The following is a 20899-nucleotide window of genomic DNA, read 5'->3' as shown; positions in this document are numbered from 1 at the left end:
TGATTGCCGCAGCCGGTTGAGGTTGCCGCCCCCTCCCCCCTGTGCTAGAGCGGCGCCGATTTGATGAAAAGGCCGTTTTCGTGGCGGTCGGGTCGTCGAAAAAATCACCGAAGTTTCAAACGCTTGCGCGGTCCCAAATGAGACATGCGCACGCGTGATCAGGCATAACGGGCACGGCACGGGTTCGATGAGCGGAAAGATGGCAAAAATCGGTGGCGCGGCGGAACGCTATGCGACCGCCCTTTTCGAGCTGGCGAAAGACGCCAAGGCCATCGACGCCGTCGAAGCCGATCTCAATGGCCTGCTGGCCGCCCTGACCGAAAATGCCGAACTGGGCGAAGCGCTTTCGAGCCCGCTCTACGAGGGCGAAGGCAAGGCTGCGGCGCTCGCCGCGATCGCCGACAAGGCCGGCTTCAACGACCTGACCAAGAACACGCTCGGCGTGATGGCCCGCAATGGCCGCGCCGGACTGGCCGGTGATCTGGCGCGCGGTTTCGCTGCGCTGGCCGCCGCCGAACGCGGTGTCAGCGAGGCGCATGTCACCAGCGCCGCCAAGCTGACGCAAAAAGAAATCGATGCCCTCAAGGCGTCCCTGAAGCGCGCCCTCGGGCGTGATATCGAGATCCGGACCGATGTGGATCCGGCTGTTTTGGGTGGGCTGATCGTTCAGGTCGGCTCCCGCATGTTCGATTCGTCCCTCCGCACCAAGCTGGACGGGCTACGTACAGCGATGAAAGAGGCTTAGACCGCCATGGACATCCGCGCCGCGGAAATCTCCGCGATCCTTAAAGAGCAGATCAAGAATTACGGCGCTGAGGCGAAAGTCTCGGACGTCGGCAGCGTGCTGTCCGTCGGTGACGGTATCGCCCGCGTCTACGGCCTCGACGAGGTCAAGGCCGGCGAGCTGGTCGAATTCCCCGGCGGGGTGAAGGGCATGGCCCTCAACCTCGAGCGCGACAATGTCGGCTGCGTGATCTTCGGCGACGACCGGGGCATCAAGGAAGGCGACACCGTCAAGCGTCTGGGCTCGATCGTCGACACCTCCGTCGGCCGCGGCCTGCTCGGCCGTGTGGTTGACGGTCTGGGCGAGCCGATCGACGGCAAGGGTCCGCTGACCGATGTCGCCGAACGCCGCCGCGTGGACGTGAAGGCCCCGGGCATCATTCCCCGGCAGTCGGTGCACGAGCCGATGGCGACGGGCATCAAGGCGATCGACGCGATGATCCCGGTCGGCCGCGGCCAGCGCGAGCTGGTCATCGGCGACCGCCAGACCGGCAAGACCGCGATCTGCATCGACACGATCCTGAACCAGAAGCAGATCAACGAGAGCGGCGACGAGAGCCAGAAGCTCTACTGCATCTATGTCGCCGTCGGCCAGAAGCGCTCCACGGTCGCCCAGATCGTGAAGACGCTCGAGGAAAACGGCGCGCTCGACTATACGATCGTGGTCGCCGCGACGGCCTCCGACCCGGCCCCGATGCAGTTCCTGGCGCCCTTCACCGGCTGCGCCATGGGCGAGTGGTTCCGCGACAACGGCATGCACGCCCTCATCGTTTACGATGACCTGTCGAAGCAGGCCGTGGCCTACCGCCAGATGTCCCTGCTGCTCCGCCGTCCGCCGGGCCGCGAAGCGTATCCGGGCGACGTCTTCTACCTGCACTCCCGCCTCTTGGAGCGTGCGGCGAAGCTCAATGCCGACAATGGTTCGGGTTCGCTGACGGCGCTGCCGATCATCGAAACCCAGGCCAATGACGTGTCGGCCTATATCCCGACCAATGTGATCTCGATCACCGACGGCCAGATCTTCCTGGAAACCGACCTGTTCTTCCAGGGCATCCGCCCGGCCGTGAACGTCGGTATCTCGGTGTCGCGCGTGGGCTCTGCCGCCCAGACGAAGGCGATGAAGTCGGTCGCCGGCAAGATGAAGGGCGAGCTCGCGCAGTACCGCGAAATGGCGGCCTTCGCGCAGTTCGGTTCCGACCTCGACGCCGCGACGCAACGCCTCCTCAATCGTGGTGCGCGCCTGACCGAGCTTCTGAAGCAGCCGCAATTCTCGCCGCTGTCGATGGAAGAGCAGGTCTGCGTGATCTATGCCGGTACGCGGGGCTATCTCGACAAGCTGGATATCGCCGATGTCCGCCGCTACGAGGAAGAGCTTCTGCGTCTCCTGCACGGTGACGAAGCCAAGCTCCTCAAGACGATCCGCGAAGAGAAGAAGCTGTCCGACGAGACCGAGGCGAAGCTGCGCAGCGTGCTCGAAACCTTCACCGCGAACTTCGGTTAAGGCGAACGGCGTCAGGAGAGCCTGAATGGCGAGCCTCAAGGAACTTCGCAATCGCATCGCCAGCGTGAAATCCACGCAGAAGATCACCAAGGCGATGCAGATGGTGGCAGCCGCGAAGCTGCGCCGCGCACAGGATGCGGCCGAAGCCGCACGCCCGTATGCGGAGCGCATGGCGGCGGTCATGGCGAATCTGTCGACGTCGCTGAAGGACGCGCCGGGCGCGTCGCCGCTGCTGGTCGGCACGGGCAAGGACGATGTCCGCATGCTCGTGGTGATGACGGCGGACCGTGGCCTGTGCGGCGGTTTCAACACGAACATCGCCCGCAAGGCGCGCGAGCGCATCGTGAAGCTTCAGGGCGAAGGCAAGACGGTGAAGATCGTCGCCGTCGGCAAGAAGTCGTTCGACGCGCTGAAGCGGCTCTATGCCGACAAGATCGTCCAGCGCTTCGAACTGGGCGGCGGCAAGGATGTCGGCGCCCCCAAGGCGGCGCAGATCGGCCAGTGGATCCGGGAGCAATTCGCCGAGGGCGCGTTCGACACGCTCGAAGTGATCTCGTCCGAATTCGTCTCGGTGATCTCGCAGAAGCCGCGCGCGCAGACGCTGATCCCGGCGATGGATGCCATCCCGGAGGATGTCGAGCGCCCGGATCTTGGCGGGGCCGTCTACGAATACGAGCCGGACGAGGAAAGCATCCTCGACGTGCTGCTGCCGCGTTATGTCGACACCGTGATCCTGTCCTCGCTCTTGGAGAACGCAGCGGGCGAGATGGGCGCGCGGATGGCGGCGATGGACAACGCCACGCGCAATGCCGGCGAGCTGATCGACAAGCTGAACCTGGTCTACAACCGCACGCGCCAGGCCAAGATTACCACCGAATTGACCGAGATCATTTCCGGCGCGGAAGCGCTGTAGAGCTGATCGATTAGAAGGAACGACCGAGATGGCGAAACAGCAACACACCGGCCGCATCGTTCAGGTTACGGGCGCCGTGATCGACGTGGAATTCACCGGCAAGCTGCCGGACATCCAGAACGCGCTCGAGACCGAGAACAACGGTCAGAAGCTGGTCCTGGAAGTGGCCCAGCACCTCGGCGAGAACACGGTCCGCACGATCGCGATGGACGCGACCGAAGGCCTGCAGCGCGGCACCCCGGTGCGCGACACGGGCAGCCCGATCACCGTTCCGGTCGGCCCGGGCACGCTCGGCCGCATCCTGAACGTGACCGGCGACCCGATCGACGAGGCCGGTGATGTCGGCGCGGAACAGCGCGCCCCGATCCACCGTCCGGCCCCGGCCTTCGACGAGCAGGCCACGGAAGCGGAAATCCTGCCGACGGGTATCAAGGTCATCGACCTGCTCTGCCCCTATGCGAAGGGCGGCAAGATCGGCCTGTTCGGCGGCGCCGGCGTGGGCAAGACGGTTCTGATCCAGGAGCTGATCAACAACATCGCCAAGCTGTTCGGCGGCTATTCCGTGTTCGCCGGCGTCGGCGAGCGGACCCGCGAAGGCAACGACCTCTATCACGAGATGATCGAGTCCGGCGTGAACAAGGACCCGAAGGAGCACGGCTCCGCGGAAGGGTCGCGTTGCGCCCTGGTCTTCGGCCAGATGAACGAGCCGCCGGGCGCGCGTGCCCGCGTCGCCCTGTCCGGCCTCGCCCAGGCGGAGTATTTCCGCGACGAGGAAGGCAAGGACGTGCTGTTCTTCGTGGACAACATCTTCCGCTTCACCCAGGCGGGCGCCGAAGTGTCGGCCCTGCTCGGCCGTATTCCGTCGGCCGTGGGTTACCAGCCGACCCTGTCGACCGACATGGGCGCGCTGCAGGAGCGCATCACCTCGACCAAGAAGGGTTCGATCACCTCGGTGCAGGCCGTTTACGTGCCGGCCGACGACCTGACCGACCCGGCCCCGGCCACGACCTTCTCCCACCTCGACGCCACGACGGTTCTGTCGCGCTCGATCTCGGAAAAGGGCATCTATCCGGCCGTGGACCCGCTCGACTCGACCTCGCGGATCCTCGACCCGCGCATCGTCGGCGAGGAACACTACCAGACCGCCCGCCGCGTTCAGGAAATCCTCCAGCGCTACAAGGCGCTGCAGGACATCATCGCCATCCTGGGCATGGACGAGCTGTCGGAAGAGGACAAGCTGATCGTGGCGCGCGCCCGGAAGATCGAACGCTTCCTGTCGCAGCCCTTCGACGTGGCGCAGGTCTTCACCGGCTTCCCGGGCATCCAGGTGCCGGTCGCCGACACGGTCCGCAGCTTCAAGGCGCTGTGCGATGGTGAATACGACCACCTGCCGGAACCGGCCTTCTACATGGTCGGCACGATCGAGGACGCGGTGAAGAAGGCCGAGGAACTGGCCGCCGAAGCCGCCTAAGACCTCGCATCTCCTGCGAAAGTTCAAGGCCGGTCCCGATGGGGCCGGCCTTTTTCGTTGTGTTTTCGTTTGATCCCTTGCTCCCCGATGCCTAGCCTTCATGGCCAGACAGGGGAATTTCATGAAACGCATTCTGCTTGCCGCGAGCGCATTGGCTCTGGCCGTATCGGCCGCTGCATCCGCCAGCGTGCCGCCGCCCCCGCCCCCGCCGCCCGACGGGCTGCCGGAAAGCTATGACGGCTATTCCACGGATCGGCTCTGGTATGCCTATCTCTACTGGGTGCGCGGCGAGACGGCGACGCGCCGTCAGGCGGCGTTCGATGCGCTGCGCCTGCCCGGCTACAGCGATGATCCGGAGGCCTGGCGCACGGATCTGGAAGGGCCGAGCTATGAAGCGATCAGCTGGTGGATACCCCACGGCACGCTGTTCGCCTTCGAGGAGGTCTGTCCGGTCAATGCCGGATATGGCGATGCGGAGGGCTGTCTCTGGCGCTACCGCTCGGCGCGCTTCACGACACAGGCGAACGACATCCACGCCATCGCCTATGACACGTTCGACGGAGCAGCCTTTGCGGCCCGGCTGCGCGAACAGGGCATTGCCCCCGACGCAGTGGACAACAGTTTCCGCAGTGATTTCGGCCTGGAATCGCAAGTCCACGCCCGGCTCGACGCCATGATCCAGACCCGTGCGGTCCGCGAGGACGAATGCCCCGGCGTGCGCGACGGGATCGAGTCGCTCGCCGCCATCTCGCTGCCGCTTTCGCCCTATGGTCCGCCGCCGGGCGCACCGCCGCCTCCGCCGCCGGCCCCGCCCTCGGGGGACAGTCAGACGCTGACCATTCCGGTCGGCTTCTACCCCGACATGGACGTGACGGTGACGATCGAGAGCAATGGCGCGGGGTCGATGAACGCGCTGCTGTCCGGCCTCATCGGGCCGGTCAATGCCTGCATCGAGGCGGCGCAGGACTGACTTGCACTTGAGGGTTTCACAAAGCCGCAATCACCTGCTAGAGAGCGGCCCGACACGAAAGGCAGGACAATGGCCGACAAGCTTCATTTCGATCTCGTTTCCCCGGAACAGCGCCTGTTCGAAGGCGAAGTCGACATGGTCGTCGTGCCCGGCGAAGAAGGCGAATTCGGCGTCCTTCCCGGCCACGCCCCGCTGATGAGCGCGATCCGCATGGGCGCCATCGCGGTGCATGACGGCGGGCAGGTGACGCGCACCTTCATCCGCGGCGGTTTCGCCGAAGTGACGCCGGACGGTCTGTCGGTTCTGGCCGAGGAAGCCATCGATCTCGCGACCTTCGACGCTTCGGGCCTCGACGCCGAAATCCAGAATGCCCGCGAAGACATCTCCGCGGCCAAGGAAGACCATGAGCGCGAGCACGCCGAAGCGGCGCTCGCCCGCCTCGAAGCCCTGCGCGACGCGGCCCGGGCGGCGTAGGCCAATTCAAATGCTACAGTCTGGCCGGCGGATCGCGATGCGGTCCGCCGGTTTGCTTTTCAGGTGCCCCCATGACCTTCACCTTCCCTGATCTTGTCGGCTTCGTCGGCGTCGCCATGATCCTCGTCTGTTATTTCTGGCAGCAGACGGCCGGCGTGGAACGCACGGACTGGCGCCATCCCGCGATCAACGGTCTGGGGGCGATCCTCCTGCTCTACTCGCTGATCTACCGGCCGAACCCGGCCTCGATCGCGATCGAGGGCTTCTGGCTTCTGATCTCGATCATAGGTCTCGTGCGGGCGCTGCGGGCACGGCGGGGTTAGTTCCTTCTCTCCCTACCGAAACCGACCTAGCCGACGTTTCCCGGACGCCCGTCAGGGCGATCCGGGATCCAGAATTTGCGAAAACGGCGGACCCCGGTCTTCGCTGACGCGAAACCGGGGAGCGTCAGCGAGATTCCGGAGCGGACACGAGTCCAGACTGGATCCCTGCCTTCGCAGGGATCCCGGGGAAGATCAGGGTTTTGAGAACTGCGCGAACTCCCGGGCCACCACGTCATAGACGTGGCGTTTCCACGGGATGATCAGGGGCGGGACGGCGGCGAGGTCTTCCCAGCGCCAGGCGTCGAACTCGACCTCGCCATGGCATTCCAGGTCGACGTCTGAATCCGACCCCAGAAAGCGGTAGGCGAACCAGCGCTGCTTCTGGCCGAGATGGCCGCGGCTGGCGTGCCTGTGGTGGTCGCGGATTTCCGGCGGGAAGTCATAGGTCAGCCAGTCTGTGATCGTGCCGAGCGGCTCGGCCTTGTCCGCGGGGATACCCGTCTCTTCGTAAAGCTCGCGCAGGCCGGCGGCTTCGGGCGTTTCGCCGCGATCGATGCCGCCCTGCGGGAATTGCCACTGCCAGGGCGGGGGCGTATCGGCGCGGCGGCCGATCCAGACCTTACCCTCGGCGTTGAACAGGACGGCCCCGGCATTGGGGCGGTAGCGGGACAGGTCCGGCTGCCCGGTCAATGCTGCCCGCCCGCATCGGCGGTATGGGTGGCGGCTTCCCCGCCGTCCTGCTCATTGCGGCGGGCCAGAACGGCCGAGGCCGGAGCGAGGACATAGCCACGCGTCTCGAGCGAGCGGGCCCAGTCGGCGACCTGTTCGACGGTGGCGGGATAGGCAAAGCCTGCGCCGAGCGAAGCGCCGTTCTGCAGCGCCAGCGCTTCGAGCGTCAGCAGGCGGTCGTCGATCGAGCGCGGTGAGGGGTCTTCGTCGAGAATGCGGTCGGCGATGGTGAAGCGGGCGCCGGCATTGTGTCCGGCGGTCTCGATGGCGGCGCGGCGGCCATTGCCGTCATGAATGAAGGCAACGCCGCGATCCTCGATCCGGCGCAGCGTCGACTCGAAGGGCGAACCGGCGGTGGAGAAGCGCGCGCCGAGATAATTCATCACCGCGAAATAACCGGTGGTCTGGCTCATCACCCAGGCGAGGCGGCGGGCATTCTCGGTCTCGGACGCGTCGGCCAGCAGGGTGTGGGGACCGGGGTCGTTGTTCGGATAGTCGTAGGGCTCCATCGGCATTTCGATGAGCACTTCGTGTCCGGCGGCGCGGGCGCGTTCGACCCAGGTCTGAAGGTCGCGGGAATAGGGCGCGAAGCTGAGCGAGACTTCCGGCGGCAGCGTGTCGATCGCTTCCTCGGTCACGGCGCGGTTGAGGCCCATGCCGCCGATGATGACGGCGATGATCGGGGCTTCCGGGTCGGCATGGAAGGGGCGCGCATAGGCGCTGTCGGGGCGTTGGCCGTCCGGGCCGATGACGGGGAGGGGGCCGGACGGGCCGTCCTCGGTCAGGCCAGAGATCGGGGCGGGCGTCAGGGCGTAGGGATTGGCCACGGCGGCGTTGCGTGCCTCGGCGTCTGCCGGGTCGGAGCCATGGGCGGGCTGCGGCGGGTCGAAGCCGTCATTGACCCCGGCAAGCGAGACTTCGTCCTCGTGGCCGTCATCATGCCCGGTGGTGTCCTCGCCCGCGAAGCGGACAGGCTGGGCATGCGCGTCCTCGGGGGCGTGTTCGATCCCGGCGCGCAATTCCGGCTGCGGCAAGGCGCCGAGTTCGCCGCGCGCCAGCGGCGGCCGGCCGGCCGGGTCGCCGAAGAGTGCAATCAGGCCGACCCCGGCGGCAAACAGCAGGGCGGTTCCGCCACCCGCGATCAGCGGGGCGCGGAGCGGTGCCAGCTCGTTTGTCTTGCGCGTTGTGGTCGCCATGTCGCGTCAGTGTCCGGTCATGACGGAAGACCGGCCCGAATCGCCGGTTCTCCGCTCATGCCGGACGCTGAAGCGTCGCGGGAAAGAAAGGGTTAATCGGACAGGCTTTCCGGCCTGCTTCGATCAGTTGAGCGAGGCCTGTTCGCGGCCCGTCATCGTACGCAGGACTTCCAGTGCGCGATGCAGCTGGTAATCCTCACCCTCGGCCCAGTCTTCGGGCGGCTGCTCGACGGCCGAGAAATCGATCGTGGGACGTTCGTCGCCATTCTCGTTCTCGAGCGCGTTCGGCAGTGCCGCTTCACTCATCTGTTCGTCTTCGGCCTCTTCGACATCGAAGCGACGCGAGGAGATCAGCCAGTCCGGCTCGATGCCGGTGGCCTGGATGGAGCGGCCCGACGGGGTGTAGTAGCGGCCCGTCGTGAGGCGCAGCGCACCGTCACGGCCGCCGCGCAGCGGGATGATGGTCTGGACCGAGCCCTTGCCGAAGCTGGTCATGCCGACCAGCGTGGCGCGTTCGCGGTCCTGCAGGGCCCCGGCGACGATTTCCGCCGCGCTGGCCGAACCTTCATTGATCAGGACGACGATCGGCACGTCGCGCAACATCTCGCCCGGGCGCGCGTTGTAGCGCTGGTTCTCGCGCGGATTGCGATAGCGCGTCGACACGACTTCACCGCCATCAAGGAAGACATCACTGACCGAGACCGCCTGGTCGAGCAGGCCGCCCGGATTGTAGCGCATGTCGAGGACGATGCCCGGAATCTCGCCGTCATAGGCTTCGCGGATCTCGCCGATCGTGCGCACGAGGGTTTCGGTCGTGTGTTCGTTGAAGCCGGCGAGACGGAGATAGGCAAAGCCCTCTTCCTCGCGCCAGGCGACGGTGCGCAGCGGAATGGTGTCGCGCACGATGGTGACGTCGAACGGATCGTCTTCGCCGCGCAGGATGGTAATCGAGACCGGTTCGCCGACCGCGCCGCGCATCAGCGCGACTGCGTCGTCCAGCGACCAGCCGACAATGGATTCGCCGTCAACCGCGATGATGTGATCGCCGGGTTCCATCCCGGCGCGCTCGGCCGGCGTGTCCATCATCGGGGAGATGACGGTGACCATGTCGTCGCGGATCGTGACCTCCATGCCGAGGCCGCCATATTCGCCGCGCGTGGTGACCTGCATGTCGCGGAAGCCGTCCGGCGACAGGTAGGAGGAGTGCGGGTCGAGGGATTCCAGCATCCCTTCGATCGCCGCTTCGATCAGGGCCGCGTCGTCGACCTCGGTGACATAGTCGGATTCAACCCGGCTGAGCACGTCGCCGAACAATTCGAGCTGACGGAAGGTATCCGTCCGCGAATTGTCGAAGCCTTCAGCGGAAACGGCGATGGCCGCTGCGCCGAGCGCAAAGGCAAAAGCCGCGGAGATGAAATTCAGACGCATGTCACAGGCCTTCCTGTTGTTTCGCGGTCTCAGCCAGTGCCCGAAACCGGGCGCAGCCAGGGCTGCGGATCGATCGCTTCACCATTTCGCCGGATCTCTACATACAAATCCGGTGCCGGTTCGTCCTGGTCGGGCATGGTACCGACCGGTTCACCGGCGAGAACGCTTCGTCCCGCTTCGGTATAGAGCGCCGAAAGCCCCGCGAGCACGATATAGTAGTCATCACCGACATTCAGTATCAATAGACCGTGATAACCGCCGAACGGGCCGGCGAATTCCACCGTCGCATCGAAGGGGGCCACGACCTGCGCGCGGCCGCGCGTGCGGATCAGAATGCCTTCCGATGCATCGCCGGTGTCGTCCGGCGCACCGAAGCGGCGGCGGATGTCCCCCGCGGCAGGCGGGCGCAGACGTCCGCGGGCATCGGCAAAACGAAGCGTTTCCAGCGGCTGGTCGGGCGCCATGGCCGCGACCAGCGTTTCGCTGGGTCTTAGGGCCGGGAGGGGCGCGCCGTCATCGGTCTCGATCAGGCGGCGCGGGCTCAGCCGCGGCATCACGTCGCGCATCGCGGCGAGGCGGGACAACAGGTCACGGATCGACTGCGCCTCGCGTCCGGCGGCCTCGGCTGCAGCGGTCTGTGTCTCGGCCTCGGACAGGAAGCGCGCCTCGACCTCGCGGCGCTGGGCGATCAATTGCTCGATCTCGCGGCGCTGGACTTCGAGGGCGTCCTCGGCTTCGCTCAAGCGACCCTGCTCGGTCGCGGTTTCCCGGCGGACGCCGCGCAGCCGGTCGAGCTCCAGCATCAGGTTTTCTGCCCGGTCGCGCAGAGCAGGCGCAATCTGCGAAAACAGTCCGGCGGCCCGGGCGGCCTGAAGCGCGTCCTCCGGGGCCGCGGCCAGCGCGGGCGGGGTGCCGCGTTCGATGCGCTGCAGCGCGGCGAGGATTTCCGCCGTGGTTTCCCGGTTCGCAGCGAGATTGGCGAGGATGGCCGACTCTTCTTCCGACAGTTCGCCGATGCGCGATTGCGCGGCCAGAGCGGCCCGCTCGCTGGCGTCGGCGCGGCGGCCGGCCTCGACGAGACGCTGTTGCAGTTCGGCGATTTCCCGCGCCACGGCTTCGGCCTCGGCCCGCGCTGTCGCGGCCGCCGCCTCGGCCGCCTCGCGCTCGGCTTCCAGCCGCTCGATCTCGGCGGGATCGGGCGGCGGTGTTTCTTCCGGCACGGGCTGGAGAAACAGGAAGAGGGCTGCGAGGGGCGTCATCTTGGAACGGGAGCCTAATGGCGTGCGGATTAACGCTTAATCACGGTGATATGGCATTCCTGCAAGAATCGAGACGCCGCGATAGAGCTGTTCGGCCAGCATGACGCGGACCAGCTTGTGCGGCCAGACCGTCTTGCCATAGGCGAGAACGAGATCGGGTTGGGGCAGGACGCTGCGGTCGAGCCCGTCCGCGCCGCCGATCAGGAAGACGGTTTCGCGCACGCCTTCGTCGCGCCAGCCGCCGATCTTCGCGGCGAAGTCGCGCGCGGACAAATCCTTGCCGCGCTCGTCCAGGAAGACGCATTTCGCTCCGGCGGGAATGGCGTCGGCGAGGGCCTTCGATTCCGCAGTGCGGTCGGTCAGCGACCGGTTGTCGATCTCGGTCTCACTGGCCGGTCCGAGGCCGATGGCGCGGCCTGCCGCCGTGGCGCGGGACAGGTAATCGTCGACGAGTTCGCGCTCGGGGCCGGACCGAACCCGGCTGACCGCCGTGATGGTCAGGCGCAAACCGGCCGCCTAGTGCTTGGACTTGGCGGGCTCGGGCTCGACCGACCAGAGCTTTTCGAGATTGTAGAAAGTGCGGACTTCCGGCCGGAAAAGGTGGACGACCACGTCGCCGGCATCGATCAGCACCCAGTCGCAGGCCGGCAGGCCCTCGACGCGGGGGCTGCGTCCGGATTCCTTGAGCGCCGTCATCAAATGGTCGGCGACAGCGCCGACATGGCGCGCCGAACGGCCCGACGCGATCACCATCGCATCGGTTACGGACGATTTTCCACGCAGATCGATGGCAATGATGTCCTCGGCCTTGTCGCCGTCCAAGACGTCCAGAACGAGCGCTTCCAGCGCTTCGCTCGATTCCGCATCACCGGTGACTTTCACGGGGGCGTTCTCTTCACCCTCGTTCCGGCGGCTCTGTTCCATGCTCAGCGTACCGACTCCTCTGTCGCCATGGGCAAAGCCAAGTCTATCACGCTTCGCTGCCGCGTTCGAGCCAGTAGAGCGTGAAGTGTTCAGCGGGGTCGGACCAGGTGTCGCGAACGCTGAGGCTGGCCTTCCGCGCGAGGTCAGAGAAGCTTTCGATGCTGAATTTGTGGGAGTTTTCGGTGTGGATGGTTTCGCCCTCAGGTATCTCGAACCGCTCGCCCGCTACGGTGAAGGCGACATCGCGCTTCGCCTCGAGGTGCATTTCGATCCGCGCCCTGTCGTCATTCCAGATGGCACGGTGGCTGAAATCCGCCGGATCGACGTCGCTGCCCAGTTCGCGCGCGATGCGCTTCAGAAGATTGAGGTTGAAGGCTGCGGTGACGCCCTCGGCGTCGTCATAGGCGGCCTTCAGGATGGCGGGGTCCTTGATCCGGTCGGCGCCGAGCAGCAGGGCATCGCCGGGGCGGAGCCAGGAGCGGATATTCTTCAGCACCTGAACCGCCTGGGCGGGTTCGAAATTGCCGATCGTCGAGCCGGGGAAGAAGACGAGGCGGCGGCCCTCCGGAATATCGAGTTCGGACAGGTCGAGCGGCGCGGTGAAATCGGCGCAGACTGCACCCACGAACAGGCCGGGATGGTCGGCGGCGAGATCACGGCAGGCCGCGATCAGGTGCTCTTTCGAAATGTCGGAGCCGATATAGGCCTTCGGCCGGTCCAGCGCGCGCAGAAGGGTCGAGATCTTCACCGACGAGCCGGAACCCGGTTCGATCACGATCGCGCCCTGTCCGGCCCGCTCCGCGATGTCCGGCGCGATCCGTTCGAGGATCGAGAGCTCGGTTCGGGTGACATAGTATTCCGGCGTCGCCGTGATCGCGTCGAACAGGGCAGAGCCGTCCGCGTCGTAGAAGTATTTCGGCGGGATGGTGCGAGGCCGCGCCTTCAGCCCGTTGAGGACATCGCTGCGGAAGTCCGCCACCGGCGGGTGAAGATCGACAAAGAAATCGAGCGGATCGTCCGGCGTGATCGCCGTCGCTGTATCGGTCATCAAAGTCTCGTTCAGGCGGAGGCTGCGGCCAGAAGGGCGGTCAGGCCTCGCCGCGCAGGCGAGACGATGACTCCTTATGTAGAGGCTCGACGAGATAGGTCCACCCCGGCGCGCCCCGCGCCATCAACGCGCCGGCGCGATTGTCGTTGCACCTTGCGTACGAAAAAGCCCGTGCGGTCAGTGACAGGCGGGCGCGGATCGGGTCTTGCGGGCGGGCAACGACGGCGACAGGGACGGTTCGCAGAATGTCGCGCCAGCGGGTCCAGCGGTGGAAGGATTTGAGATTGTCCGCGCCCATGATCCAGACGAAATCCACCTGCGGATAACGTCTCACCAGCGCTTCGATGACGTCGGCTGTGAGGCGGGCACCGAGCCGCACTTCGATATCCGTCACCACCATGCCGGGATCGCGCGCGAGCGATCTGACGCCTTCGAAGCGGCGCAGGAAGTCACCGGCCGTCCGGTTCTTCAGCGGGTTCTGCGGCGAGACGAGCCACCACACCCGGTCGAGGCCGAGACGGCGCTTGGCGACGCGGGCGGCATGGAGGTGCCCCTCGTGCGGCGGGTCGAAACTGCCCCCGAACAGGCCGACCCGCAGGCCCGGCGCAAGCGCCTCGCCATGCAGGGGCGGCGCGGAGCGGCCGCGGCGCGTCAGCACGCCGAAGCGGACGGGGGCGGAGCGCCGCATCAGGGGGTCCAGTCGTCGTCCCCGGCGTCGAACTCGTCGTCCTCGCCGACCAGTTCGCCGCGATCACGGCGGATCGCATCCCACACTGCGAAGAGGGCTTCACGCACGCCCGTATGGGTCGCGGCCGAGAGCCGCATCGGCTTGCGGCCACTGATCTCTTCCAGCGCGTCGGAGGCGGCCTCCAGCGTTTCCTGATCGACCGTGTCGATCTTCGACAGGGCAAGGATTTCGGCCTTGTCCTCGATGCCTTGGCCATAGGCCTCCAGCTCACCCCGGACGATGCGGTAGGCCTCGGCGACGTCTTCCTGTCCCGCGTCGATCAGATGCAGCAGGACGGCGGTGCGTTCGATATGTCCAAGGAAGCGGTCGCCGATCCCCGCGCCCTCATGCGCGCCCTCGATCAGGCCGGGAATGTCGGCGAGGACAAAGCGTGCGTCCGAGGCCAGATCCACGACGCCGAGATTGGGGTGCAGCGTGGTGAAGGGGTAGGCGGCGATCTTCGGATTGGCCTTCGAGGCGGCGGCGAGGAAGGTCGACTTGCCGGCATTGGGCAGGCCGACGAGGCCGGCGTCAGCGATCAGCTTCAGCCGCAACCAGATCCACCGTTCCTGACCCGGCTCGCCGGGCTGAGAATAGCGCGGGGCCTGGTTGGTCGAGGACTTGAAGTGGGCATTGCCCTTGCCGCCGCGGCCGCCCTCCATGAGGAGGATGCGCATGCCCGGCTTGTCGAGGTCGGCGAGGACCTCCTCATTGTCCTCGTCGAGGATCTGGGTGCCGACCGGGACTTTCAGCGTGATGTCGTCGCCGTCCTTGCCGGTTCTGTTCGAGCCTTCGCCATGCCCGCCAGTCTTGGCCTTGAAATGCTGCTGGTAGCGGTAGTCGATCAGCGTGTTGAGGTTCTCGACCGACTCCACCCAGACATCGCCGCCCTTGCCGCCATCGCCGCCATTCGGACCGCCATATTCGACGTATTTCTCGCGCCGGAAAGAGACGGAGCCCGCCCCGCCATTGCCCGAGCGGATGTAGATTTTCGCCTGATCGAGGAATTTCATTGGGCCGGCCAGTTCTGTTTCAAAACGCTCTATAGACGTTTGACGGGATTTTGACAGTGGTGAGCATAAGTCGCGGCGGCAAGGTCAAAGCGCCATCGCCACCCGCCGGCAGGGGGCTTTCGCCATCCGGCCGAAGCTGAACAGGTCGAGCGTTTCCCCGGTCGGTGTGAAGCCGAGCTTGTCGAGCACGCGCGCCGAGGCCGGATTGTCGAGGAAATTGCCCGCCGTGAGGCGCGCAATGCCCCGCGTCCGGGCAGCCGCGATCATCGCTCGCGCGGCTTCCGTGACATAGCCCCGCCCCCAGGCGGACGGCGCCATCCAGTAGCCGAGGTCGAATACGCCGCCGCCCGCAGCGTCGAGGCCGATGATGCCAAGTCGAACGCCGGTCTCGCGCGACGTGATCAGCCGGACGAGGCAGCGCCCGGACCGTTCGCCAAGACGGGTCCGCGTCACGAAGATTTCCGCGGCCAGCACGGGGAAGCGCTTCGGGACGCGCGCAATCATCCGGCAGATTTCCGGCTTCGACGCCGTCTCTGCCAGGAATGCGGAATCGTCCTGCGTCAACTGCCGCAGGACCAGCCGGTCGGTTTCGATGGGCGTGTGCCCGTGTGTTGTGGCCGTCGTCATGTCCGCCTCGCCAGGGACGGGGAAAGAAAAAGGGGAGGCGGGCGTCCCGTCTCCCCTTCGCTTTCCTGCTACCGGGCCGCCCCCTTTGGAGCTGCCCGTATCGCGGACAGCCTATTTCTTTTCGTCAGCCGGAAGAATGGCGACGAAAGCCTTGCCGCCCGCCTTTTTCGAGAAGGCGACATGGCCTTCCACGAGCGCGAACAGGGTGTGGTCCTTGCCCATGCCGACATTGTCGCCCGGGTTGAACTTGGTGCCGCGCTGGCGAACGATGATGTTGCCCGGAATGACGTGCTCGCCACCGAACTTCTTGACGCCCAGGCGCCGGCCTTCCGAGTCGCGGCCGTTACGCGACGAGCCGCCTGCTTTTTTGTGAGCCATGGGTTAGTCCTCTTTCTTCGCGGCGGCCTTTTTCGGGGCAGCCTTCTTCGCCGCCGGCTTCTTGGCCGGGGCCTTGGTGTCGTCGGACTTGGCCGCGGCCTTCTTCGGTGCAGCCTTCTTCTCGGCCGGCTTGTCGTCGGCCTTGGCGTCCGTCTTCGGTTCGGCCTTCTTCGCGGCCGTCTTCTTGGCGCCCGGCTCGAGGATTTCCGAGATGCGGATCAGGCTCTGCCACTGACGGTGGCCGGCCTTGCGGCGGTAATTCTGGCGGCGGCGCTTCTTGAAGACGATGATCTTCTTGCCGCGGTTGGTCTCGACCAGCTCACCGGTCACGGTGGCACCGTCGATCAGCGGAGCGCCGACGGTGACGCCCTTGTCGCCGCCCATCATCAGCACCTGATCGAAAGTGAGGCTGTCGCCGGCTTCGCCGTCGAGCTTCTCGACGAGGATCTCGTCGCCCGGGGCCACCCGGTACTGCTTTCCGCCTGTCTGAATGACAGCGAACATGATGTGTCCTTTCATCCGGCCAGTCCCGGCAAGCCTGCCGGAAGGGCCCTTTTTCTTCGGCGCATTCTTGTGATCACGCCGTTGCTGAAAAACGCGAAGTCCGCACCCGGTAAAGGGCGCGGACCCCAGCCGCGCGCACATACACGCGCGATGCCTCCCGAGTCAACCGAAAGACCGCATTACAGGCGGTGACTAGCCGCCGCGGCCGTCCGGGTTGATCCGCAGATGCCGGACCGATTCCTCGGCGAACATCTCGTCCGCCTCGCGTTCGAGAGCGTCGCGCTCTGCCCGGGTCATGCAGACACGGCGCGGGATCAACTCGCCGGTTCTCCGCTCGCTGCGGCAGATCAGTTCGTCCGGACTTCCGGGTTCGACTGCGGCATTCGCCGCGACCCGGTCATTCATTGTCATGCGATCCGGATCGGTCGCACAGGCCGCCAGGATGGCGGCCAGACCGGCCGCCACCAGAATTCGGGTGATAGGCATGCAGAAAACCTCCCTGTCGTGGTTTCTACGGTCCCTATTCCGGTGGCCGAAGCGCGAAGCCTCTCTGGCCGAATTCCCTTACTGACCGCCCGACGGATTGATCCGCAGGTTGCGGGCCGACTCGTCGCGGAAGGTTTCGTCCGCCCGGTCTTCCAGCGCCTGGCGTTCGGCGCGGGTCATGCAGACGCGGCGCGGGATCATCTGGCCGGTGACACGTTCGTTGCGGCAGATCATCTCGTCCGGGCTGCCCGGCTCGACATTGGCATTTTCCGCGACCATGTCATTCTGGCTTTGCGCGCCGCCATCAGTGGTGGCGCAGGCGGCGAGCAAGGCTGCGAGGCCGGCCGCGGCAAGAAGCTTGGTGATACGCATGTCATTCCCCCTCTTGGGTATGGTTGAGCGGCCGGACCCCGGTCGGTGTCCGGCCTTGTGAAGCTAGAACCCGCCCGTGCCCGACGGGGTCGGCCCCTGGTCCGGCATGATACGGTTCTGGGAGTCCTGCGCAGCCTGGCGCGCATTCTCCTCGATCAGTTCCCATTCGCGCTCGGTGCGGCACACGCGCTCGGTGAAACGCGAGCCCGTCTCGCGGATGCGCTCGCAGCGCACGCGATCGCCGTCCTCATTAACGCCCGTCACAGTGCCCTCTTCGCGAGCCTGCTGGTAGGACGCGTTTTCGTTCTCCGTCGTCGCGCAGGCGGCAACGAGCAGACCCGCCACCAAAACCACAATACGCATAAGCATTTCCCCTCGAGCAAATGGCCGATCGGCACGATTGTGCAGTGCCGAAAAAAGCAACTCTAATCGCACGCAGAGGGTGCCGTCACCCGCAAAGGCAGACATGACGGGAATTTCACACTTCACGAAACCGTGAAGACTGATTCCGGCTTGCACGCGGCGGCCTGACGCGCCGCTAGCAATTGGGGTTGGGGTTTTCGGGGGTGGGGCCGCAATCACGCGGATAGCGGGCCTGCGAATCCTGCGCGGCGCGCCGGGCGTTCTCCTCGATCAGCTCCCATTCGTGCTCGGTGTGGCAGACGCGTTGGGTAAAGCGTGACCCGGTTTCGCGGATCCGCTCGCAGCGGACGCGTTCGCCATCCTCGTTGATCCCGGTGACGCGGCCCTCGTCCTGTGCCGCCTGGTAGGTGTTGTCCCCAGCGGTCGTTGCGCACGCCGATAGCGCAAACACCGCAATGATACCGAAACGTTTCATTTCCAGCCCTTTTTGTTCAGCCCCTGACAGACCGGTCCCGAGAGCAAGGCTATTGGCCGGGGCGCGATCGCGCCATAAGGGCTGGGTTCACATCCATGTGATGACCACGGAGAAAGCGCAGTCAGACAGGCTTGATCGGCGCAATTCGCTTCTATAGGTTCCGCCGACCCCCCGCGGAGAGGTGCCGGAGTGGTCGAACGGGGCGGTCTCGAAAACCGTTGAGCGCGCGAGCGTTCCGAGGGTTCGAATCCCTCCCTCTCCGCCATGTATTCCCGTCTCGATCTCGCATTCGCAAACCGGCGGCGAATACCCGCGCAATTCCGCGGGTTAGCGGGCGGCTCATCGATCGTAGACGGTCACTGGACCTCGATTTTCCGCCCCATTCCCGCTTCGTCTCTGTTCGGTGCATCGGCCGGTTCGCTTGGCCTGAAATTCCCTGCTGTCAGGGAAGTTTACAGGGAATTTCGAGGGTTTCTTGCACGAAGGTTGGTATATTACCACATAATTTCAATGGGTTAAATAAAAATTGTGAAAATCGGAGCAGGGAAATCTGGATCGAAAGCAGGGAATTTGGCTTGGGCGAGCAGGGAATTGCGATGTTTCTAATCGAAGCCGAACTTTTGTTCCTGTTCATCCCAGTCGAGCGGGATCCCGGCTTGGCGAATGCGCTCAAGGCTGAGTTCGGCTGGCTGGGTTCCAGCCAGCATCGCTTCCTGGATCCGGGGTGACAGGAAGGCGAGGTTGGAGCGGGTTCTCACGTAAGCTGCAGACGTGTTCTCGCGTTTCGCGATCGTGGAGGCTGACGTCCCGGTCTTTATCTCGCTGACCCAGGAATGGGCCTTCGCGAGCATGGTGACGAGGGTTCCATCCGGCTCGGGCTTGCGCTCGCCGGCAATGATCCGTGTCTCGACGCCGCGGCGTTTAAGCGCGATAGGTACCGAAAATTTCAGAACTGCTAGTGAGAGGTCGTCCGCATCGACGCCCAATCGGGTAGCGAGCGCGGTGCGATCGAGTTCTATGTCGATCCGAGCCCGTTGGATTTCGGCCCGGTCGACGAGCAGGCAGAGTTCGTCTTTCGACGCAGCCGTCAGCGTAGCTGCTTGCCGTGTGAGGCTATCCGCGGAATCACTCCCGGCATCGAGCAAAAGACGATGGCCTCGTGCGGCCACAAAGACATGGTCTGCTGCGGATTTTGCGATGATGCCTTCGATCCGGTTCGCCGGCAGACGCCACAATGAGCCACTTCTGTTTTTGGGGTCGGTAGCAGTGACGTAGTAGCGATGCGTTTTCGAGGACTTCGAGCGGGTTTGGGTCGGCGTCAGGCGGTTTCCGCTTTCGTCGAACAGGCGTCCCGCGAGTGGTGATCGAGCCCGTCCATTTGCCGTGGTCGGTGAGCGCGGTTTCCGTCCATTGGACATGAGCTTCTTCTGCACCCGGTCAAAGAGCACCCGGTCGATGATGGCGTGGTGCTGTCCGGGATATACTTGATCGCGGTGACGGATATCGCCAGCGTAGATCGGATTGGTCAGGATGAAGTGGACCTGGCCCCTGCGCAGCGGTGCCCCGCCATAGCGAACGCCGCTTTCGAATGTCCGGATCTTCGAGACGATGCCGGCTTTGTGTGCCGCAGCCTCGACTGTCGAAAGGCAGGGTGTCTTGTCATATCGTTCAAATAGGAAGCGCACTGACTGGGCTTCCTCCGCGTTGATGATCAGACGGCGCGATCCGGGTTGGCGGTCGAGGTCGTAGCCGAGCGGCAACATGCCCCCCATCCACATGCCCTTCTTCTTCGAGGCCGCGATCTTGTCGCGGATACGCTCGGCCGTGACCTCGCGTTCGAACTGGGCGAAGGACAGAAGGACGTTCAAAGTCAGCCGCCCCATCGACGAGGACGTGTTGAAGGCCTGCGTCACCGAGACGAAGGAACATCCCGCCGCGTCGAGTTTCTCGATCAGCTTCGAGAAGTCGGCGAGTGACCGGGTAAGACGGTCGATCTTGTAGACGACGACCATGCCCACCTGTCCGGCCTCGATATCGGCCATGAGCGCACTTAGCGCAGGCCGATCGAGATTGCCGCCTGAGAAGCCGCCATCGTCATACTGCTTGGATATGGGTCGCCAACCTTCGTGGTGCTGGCTCCGGATATAGGCTTCACAAGCCTCTCGCTGTGCATCGAGCGAGTTGAAGGCCTGGTTGAGACCTTCCTCGGTCGATTTACGGGTGTAGATCGCGCAGCGAATGCGCCGGGGATCCGTGCTCATGAGCGACCATCCGCGAGCCCGAAGAATCGTGGCCCAGACCAATGCGCTCCCGTGATGGCCTTGGCTATCGCCGATAGGGATCGATGCCGCGATCCCCGCCAGTAAAAGCCATCATCCTTGACCTCGACGACGTGGCGAACCCCGTTCCACTCGCGGACCAGTTTTCCGCCGCCTGCGAGACCCGGCGATGAAGCCCGCCCCTTCGACCGGGCAATCGCGTCGAGCTTCCTGGTCGTCGATGACGACAGCCCACCACTCGCTCGTGCCTGGAGCTCGAACGCGACCACACGACGCAGGAAGGGCGTGCTCGTCCGGCGCGGGAGGGGTCGGTCAAAGAGCTGGTGCCAATGCGCTACCAAGTCTTTGCGTGGGCACGCCGCGATGTCGGCAATCGAAGGGCGTGTCACGAGCTCGACCCGGCCGTCATCGCCATGGATGGCTCGGCCGTGATCCGATAGGTCGCAGCAAGCCCGACCCGGTTTGCGTGAAGGCGTTCGAAGCTAAAGCCGGCCTTTCGCAGGCGGCTCAGCTCAGCGCGGACGGAATGTTCTTTCCACTCGGTCAGACCGCAGATCTTTTCAACGCTGGCTCCGTGTTTGGACCGCAGCGCCTTGACCACGATATCGCGCTTGGAAGGCTTGGCATTTGACTTGGGCATGGATGTCTCCCGGATA

The 20899-nt window shown here is 65.2% G+C and carries 26 protein-coding genes and 1 tRNA gene; 8 read left to right on the top strand and 19 right to left on the bottom strand.

Features of this window, described 5'->3' with window-relative positions:
• Positions 1-199 precede the first annotated feature (199 nt).
• The 7 genes from L5876_RS10115 to L5876_RS10085 all read left to right on the top strand — a co-directional run bounded on the left by L5876_RS10115 (position 200) and on the right by L5876_RS10085 (position 6435).
• Positions 200-745, top strand: a complete 546-nt coding sequence (locus tag L5876_RS10115) for a F0F1 ATP synthase subunit delta (RefSeq protein WP_236956223.1) — start codon at positions 200-202, stop codon at positions 743-745.
• Positions 746-751: 6 nt separating this feature from the next.
• Positions 752-2284, top strand: coding sequence for a F0F1 ATP synthase subunit alpha (gene atpA / locus L5876_RS10110; protein ID WP_236956222.1), 1533 nt, complete (start codon positions 752-754; stop codon positions 2282-2284).
• A gap of 25 nt (positions 2285-2309) precedes the next feature.
• Positions 2310-3197, top strand: a complete 888-nt coding sequence (locus L5876_RS10105; RefSeq protein WP_236956221.1) for a F0F1 ATP synthase subunit gamma — start codon at positions 2310-2312, stop codon at positions 3195-3197.
• Between the two features lie 28 nt (positions 3198-3225).
• Positions 3226-4668, top strand: coding sequence for a F0F1 ATP synthase subunit beta (atpD, locus tag L5876_RS10100; RefSeq protein WP_236956220.1), 1443 nt, complete (start codon positions 3226-3228; stop codon positions 4666-4668).
• 121 nt (positions 4669-4789) lie between these two features.
• On the top strand, positions 4790-5638 hold the full coding sequence (locus L5876_RS10095; RefSeq protein WP_236956219.1) for a hypothetical protein: 849 nt from the start codon (positions 4790-4792) through the stop codon (positions 5636-5638).
• A 69-nt stretch (positions 5639-5707) separates the two neighbouring features.
• Complete coding sequence (locus L5876_RS10090) at positions 5708-6112, top strand: F0F1 ATP synthase subunit epsilon (protein ID WP_236956218.1); 405 nt, start codon at positions 5708-5710, stop codon at positions 6110-6112.
• A gap of 71 nt (positions 6113-6183) precedes the next feature.
• The gene (locus L5876_RS10085; RefSeq protein WP_236956217.1) at positions 6184-6435 is read left to right on the top strand and encodes a hypothetical protein; all 252 of its coding nucleotides are present in this window, start codon (positions 6184-6186) and stop codon (positions 6433-6435) included.
• A gap of 192 nt (positions 6436-6627) precedes the next feature.
• Here L5876_RS10085 and L5876_RS10080 read toward each other — a convergent pair whose 3' ends face one another.
• The 16 genes from L5876_RS10080 to L5876_RS10005 form a co-directional block, all read right to left on the bottom strand.
• The gene (locus tag L5876_RS10080) at positions 6628-7125 is read right to left on the bottom strand and encodes an RNA pyrophosphohydrolase (RefSeq protein ID WP_236956216.1); all 498 of its coding nucleotides are present in this window, start codon (positions 7123-7125) and stop codon (positions 6628-6630) included.
• On the bottom strand, positions 7122-8360 hold the full coding sequence (locus L5876_RS10075; RefSeq protein ID WP_236956215.1) for a divergent polysaccharide deacetylase family protein: 1239 nt from the start codon (positions 8358-8360) through the stop codon (positions 7122-7124). Before L5876_RS10075 ends, L5876_RS10080 begins: the two co-directional genes overlap by 4 nt.
• Before the next feature lie 123 nt (positions 8361-8483).
• The gene (locus L5876_RS10070) at positions 8484-9788 is read right to left on the bottom strand and encodes a S41 family peptidase (RefSeq protein ID WP_236956214.1); all 1305 of its coding nucleotides are present in this window, start codon (positions 9786-9788) and stop codon (positions 8484-8486) included.
• 29 nt (positions 9789-9817) lie between these two features.
• The gene (locus L5876_RS10065; RefSeq protein WP_236956213.1) at positions 9818-11047 is read right to left on the bottom strand and encodes a murein hydrolase activator EnvC; all 1230 of its coding nucleotides are present in this window, start codon (positions 11045-11047) and stop codon (positions 9818-9820) included.
• A gap of 36 nt (positions 11048-11083) precedes the next feature.
• The gene (gene rlmH, locus L5876_RS10060; RefSeq protein ID WP_236956212.1) at positions 11084-11554 is read right to left on the bottom strand and encodes a 23S rRNA (pseudouridine(1915)-N(3))-methyltransferase RlmH; all 471 of its coding nucleotides are present in this window, start codon (positions 11552-11554) and stop codon (positions 11084-11086) included.
• A 9-nt stretch (positions 11555-11563) separates the two neighbouring features.
• Complete coding sequence (rsfS, locus tag L5876_RS10055; protein WP_336886692.1) at positions 11564-11971, bottom strand: ribosome silencing factor; 408 nt, start codon at positions 11969-11971, stop codon at positions 11564-11566.
• 46 nt (positions 11972-12017) lie between these two features.
• A complete protein-coding gene (egtD, locus tag L5876_RS10050; protein WP_236956211.1) occupies positions 12018-13019 on the bottom strand; it encodes an L-histidine N(alpha)-methyltransferase in 1002 nt (333 codons plus the stop codon).
• Positions 13020-13059: 40 nt separating this feature from the next.
• Positions 13060-13707, bottom strand: coding sequence for a nicotinate-nucleotide adenylyltransferase (locus L5876_RS10045; protein WP_236956209.1), 648 nt, complete (start codon positions 13705-13707; stop codon positions 13060-13062).
• Positions 13707-14759: a GTPase ObgE gene (obgE, locus tag L5876_RS10040; protein ID WP_236956207.1), complete on the bottom strand. Its 1053-nt coding sequence runs from the start codon at positions 14757-14759 to the stop codon at positions 13707-13709. The genes L5876_RS10045 and obgE overlap by 1 nt, the downstream gene beginning before the upstream one ends.
• A gap of 84 nt (positions 14760-14843) precedes the next feature.
• The gene (locus L5876_RS10035; RefSeq protein ID WP_236956206.1) at positions 14844-15386 is read right to left on the bottom strand and encodes a GNAT family N-acetyltransferase; all 543 of its coding nucleotides are present in this window, start codon (positions 15384-15386) and stop codon (positions 14844-14846) included.
• 111 nt (positions 15387-15497) lie between these two features.
• Positions 15498-15764 (bottom strand): 50S ribosomal protein L27, encoded by a 267-nt coding sequence (gene rpmA, locus L5876_RS10030; protein ID WP_236956205.1) that lies wholly within the window; start codon positions 15762-15764, stop codon positions 15498-15500.
• Positions 15765-15767: 3 nt separating this feature from the next.
• The gene (locus tag L5876_RS10025; RefSeq protein ID WP_236956204.1) at positions 15768-16268 is read right to left on the bottom strand and encodes a 50S ribosomal protein L21; all 501 of its coding nucleotides are present in this window, start codon (positions 16266-16268) and stop codon (positions 15768-15770) included.
• 192 nt (positions 16269-16460) lie between these two features.
• Positions 16461-16754, bottom strand: coding sequence for a hypothetical protein (locus tag L5876_RS10020; RefSeq protein WP_236956203.1), 294 nt, complete (start codon positions 16752-16754; stop codon positions 16461-16463).
• Positions 16755-16832: 78 nt separating this feature from the next.
• Positions 16833-17126: a hypothetical protein gene (locus L5876_RS10015; RefSeq protein ID WP_236956202.1), complete on the bottom strand. Its 294-nt coding sequence runs from the start codon at positions 17124-17126 to the stop codon at positions 16833-16835.
• Between the two features lie 63 nt (positions 17127-17189).
• Complete coding sequence (locus tag L5876_RS10010) at positions 17190-17489, bottom strand: hypothetical protein (protein WP_236956201.1); 300 nt, start codon at positions 17487-17489, stop codon at positions 17190-17192.
• A 175-nt stretch (positions 17490-17664) separates the two neighbouring features.
• Positions 17665-17964 (bottom strand): hypothetical protein, encoded by a 300-nt coding sequence (locus L5876_RS10005; RefSeq protein WP_236956200.1) that lies wholly within the window; start codon positions 17962-17964, stop codon positions 17665-17667.
• Between the two features lie 175 nt (positions 17965-18139).
• Between L5876_RS10005 and L5876_RS10000 the strand changes: the two genes are divergently transcribed.
• Positions 18140-18229: transfer RNA gene (locus L5876_RS10000), tRNA-Ser, on the top strand.
• 337 nt (positions 18230-18566) lie between these two features.
• Here the strand turns inward: L5876_RS10000 and L5876_RS09995 are convergent.
• Genes L5876_RS09995 through L5876_RS09990 form a run of 3 tightly spaced genes read right to left on the bottom strand, consistent with a single transcriptional unit; the run spans position 18567 to position 20883 of the window.
• On the bottom strand, positions 18567-20225 hold the full coding sequence (locus tag L5876_RS09995) for a recombinase family protein (protein ID WP_236956198.1): 1659 nt from the start codon (positions 20223-20225) through the stop codon (positions 18567-18569).
• Positions 20222-20632 carry a DUF2924 domain-containing protein gene (locus tag L5876_RS14870; protein ID WP_369281028.1) on the bottom strand — a complete coding sequence of 137 codons (411 nt, stop codon included), beginning with the start codon at positions 20630-20632 and terminating at the stop codon, positions 20222-20224. The genes L5876_RS09995 and L5876_RS14870 overlap by 4 nt, the downstream gene beginning before the upstream one ends.
• Positions 20629-20883, bottom strand: coding sequence for a DUF3489 domain-containing protein (locus tag L5876_RS09990; protein ID WP_236956196.1), 255 nt, complete (start codon positions 20881-20883; stop codon positions 20629-20631). Before L5876_RS09990 ends, L5876_RS14870 begins: the two co-directional genes overlap by 4 nt.
• Positions 20884-20899 lie beyond the last annotated feature (16 nt).

Origin of the sequence: Hyphobacterium sp. SN044 (assembly GCF_021864465.1) — a bacterium.
Taxonomy (GTDB): domain Bacteria; phylum Pseudomonadota; class Alphaproteobacteria; order Caulobacterales; family Maricaulaceae; genus Hyphobacterium.
This window is presented reverse-complemented; position numbering and strand designations above follow the sequence as displayed.

Coding starts and splice junctions, on each gene's coding strand:
- L5876_RS10115 (WP_236956223.1), top strand. CDS start 200: ATGGCAAAAATCGGTGGCGCGGCGGAACGCTATGCGACCGCCCTTTTC.
- atpA (WP_236956222.1), top strand. CDS start 752: ATGGACATCCGCGCCGCGGAAATCTCCGCGATCCTTAAAGAGCAGATC.
- L5876_RS10105 (WP_236956221.1), top strand. CDS start 2,310: ATGGCGAGCCTCAAGGAACTTCGCAATCGCATCGCCAGCGTGAAATCC.
- atpD (WP_236956220.1), top strand. CDS start 3,226: ATGGCGAAACAGCAACACACCGGCCGCATCGTTCAGGTTACGGGCGCC.
- L5876_RS10095 (WP_236956219.1), top strand. CDS start 4,790: ATGAAACGCATTCTGCTTGCCGCGAGCGCATTGGCTCTGGCCGTATCG.
- L5876_RS10090 (WP_236956218.1), top strand. CDS start 5,708: ATGGCCGACAAGCTTCATTTCGATCTCGTTTCCCCGGAACAGCGCCTG.
- L5876_RS10085 (WP_236956217.1), top strand. CDS start 6,184: ATGACCTTCACCTTCCCTGATCTTGTCGGCTTCGTCGGCGTCGCCATG.
- L5876_RS10075 (WP_236956215.1), bottom strand. CDS start 8,360: ATGGCGACCACAACGCGCAAGACAAACGAGCTGGCACCGCTCCGCGCC.
- L5876_RS10070 (WP_236956214.1), bottom strand. CDS start 9,788: ATGCGTCTGAATTTCATCTCCGCGGCTTTTGCCTTTGCGCTCGGCGCA.
- L5876_RS10065 (WP_236956213.1), bottom strand. CDS start 11,047: ATGACGCCCCTCGCAGCCCTCTTCCTGTTTCTCCAGCCCGTGCCGGAA.
- rsfS (WP_336886692.1), bottom strand. CDS start 11,971: ATGGAACAGAGCCGCCGGAACGAGGGTGAAGAGAACGCCCCCGTGAAA.
- egtD (WP_236956211.1), bottom strand. CDS start 13,019: ATGACCGATACAGCGACGGCGATCACGCCGGACGATCCGCTCGATTTC.
- L5876_RS10045 (WP_236956209.1), bottom strand. CDS start 13,707: ATGCGGCGCTCCGCCCCCGTCCGCTTCGGCGTGCTGACGCGCCGCGGC.
- obgE (WP_236956207.1), bottom strand. CDS start 14,759: ATGAAATTCCTCGATCAGGCGAAAATCTACATCCGCTCGGGCAATGGC.
- L5876_RS10035 (WP_236956206.1), bottom strand. CDS start 15,386: ATGACGACGGCCACAACACACGGGCACACGCCCATCGAAACCGACCGG.
- rpmA (WP_236956205.1), bottom strand. CDS start 15,764: ATGGCTCACAAAAAAGCAGGCGGCTCGTCGCGTAACGGCCGCGACTCG.
- L5876_RS10025 (WP_236956204.1), bottom strand. CDS start 16,268: ATGTTCGCTGTCATTCAGACAGGCGGAAAGCAGTACCGGGTGGCCCCG.
- L5876_RS10020 (WP_236956203.1), bottom strand. CDS start 16,754: ATGCCTATCACCCGAATTCTGGTGGCGGCCGGTCTGGCCGCCATCCTG.
- L5876_RS10015 (WP_236956202.1), bottom strand. CDS start 17,126: ATGCGTATCACCAAGCTTCTTGCCGCGGCCGGCCTCGCAGCCTTGCTC.
- L5876_RS10010 (WP_236956201.1), bottom strand. CDS start 17,489: ATGCGTATTGTGGTTTTGGTGGCGGGTCTGCTCGTTGCCGCCTGCGCG.
- L5876_RS10005 (WP_236956200.1), bottom strand. CDS start 17,964: ATGAAACGTTTCGGTATCATTGCGGTGTTTGCGCTATCGGCGTGCGCA.
- L5876_RS09995 (WP_236956198.1), bottom strand. CDS start 20,225: ATGAGCACGGATCCCCGGCGCATTCGCTGCGCGATCTACACCCGTAAA.
- L5876_RS09990 (WP_236956196.1), bottom strand. CDS start 20,883: ATGCCCAAGTCAAATGCCAAGCCTTCCAAGCGCGATATCGTGGTCAAG.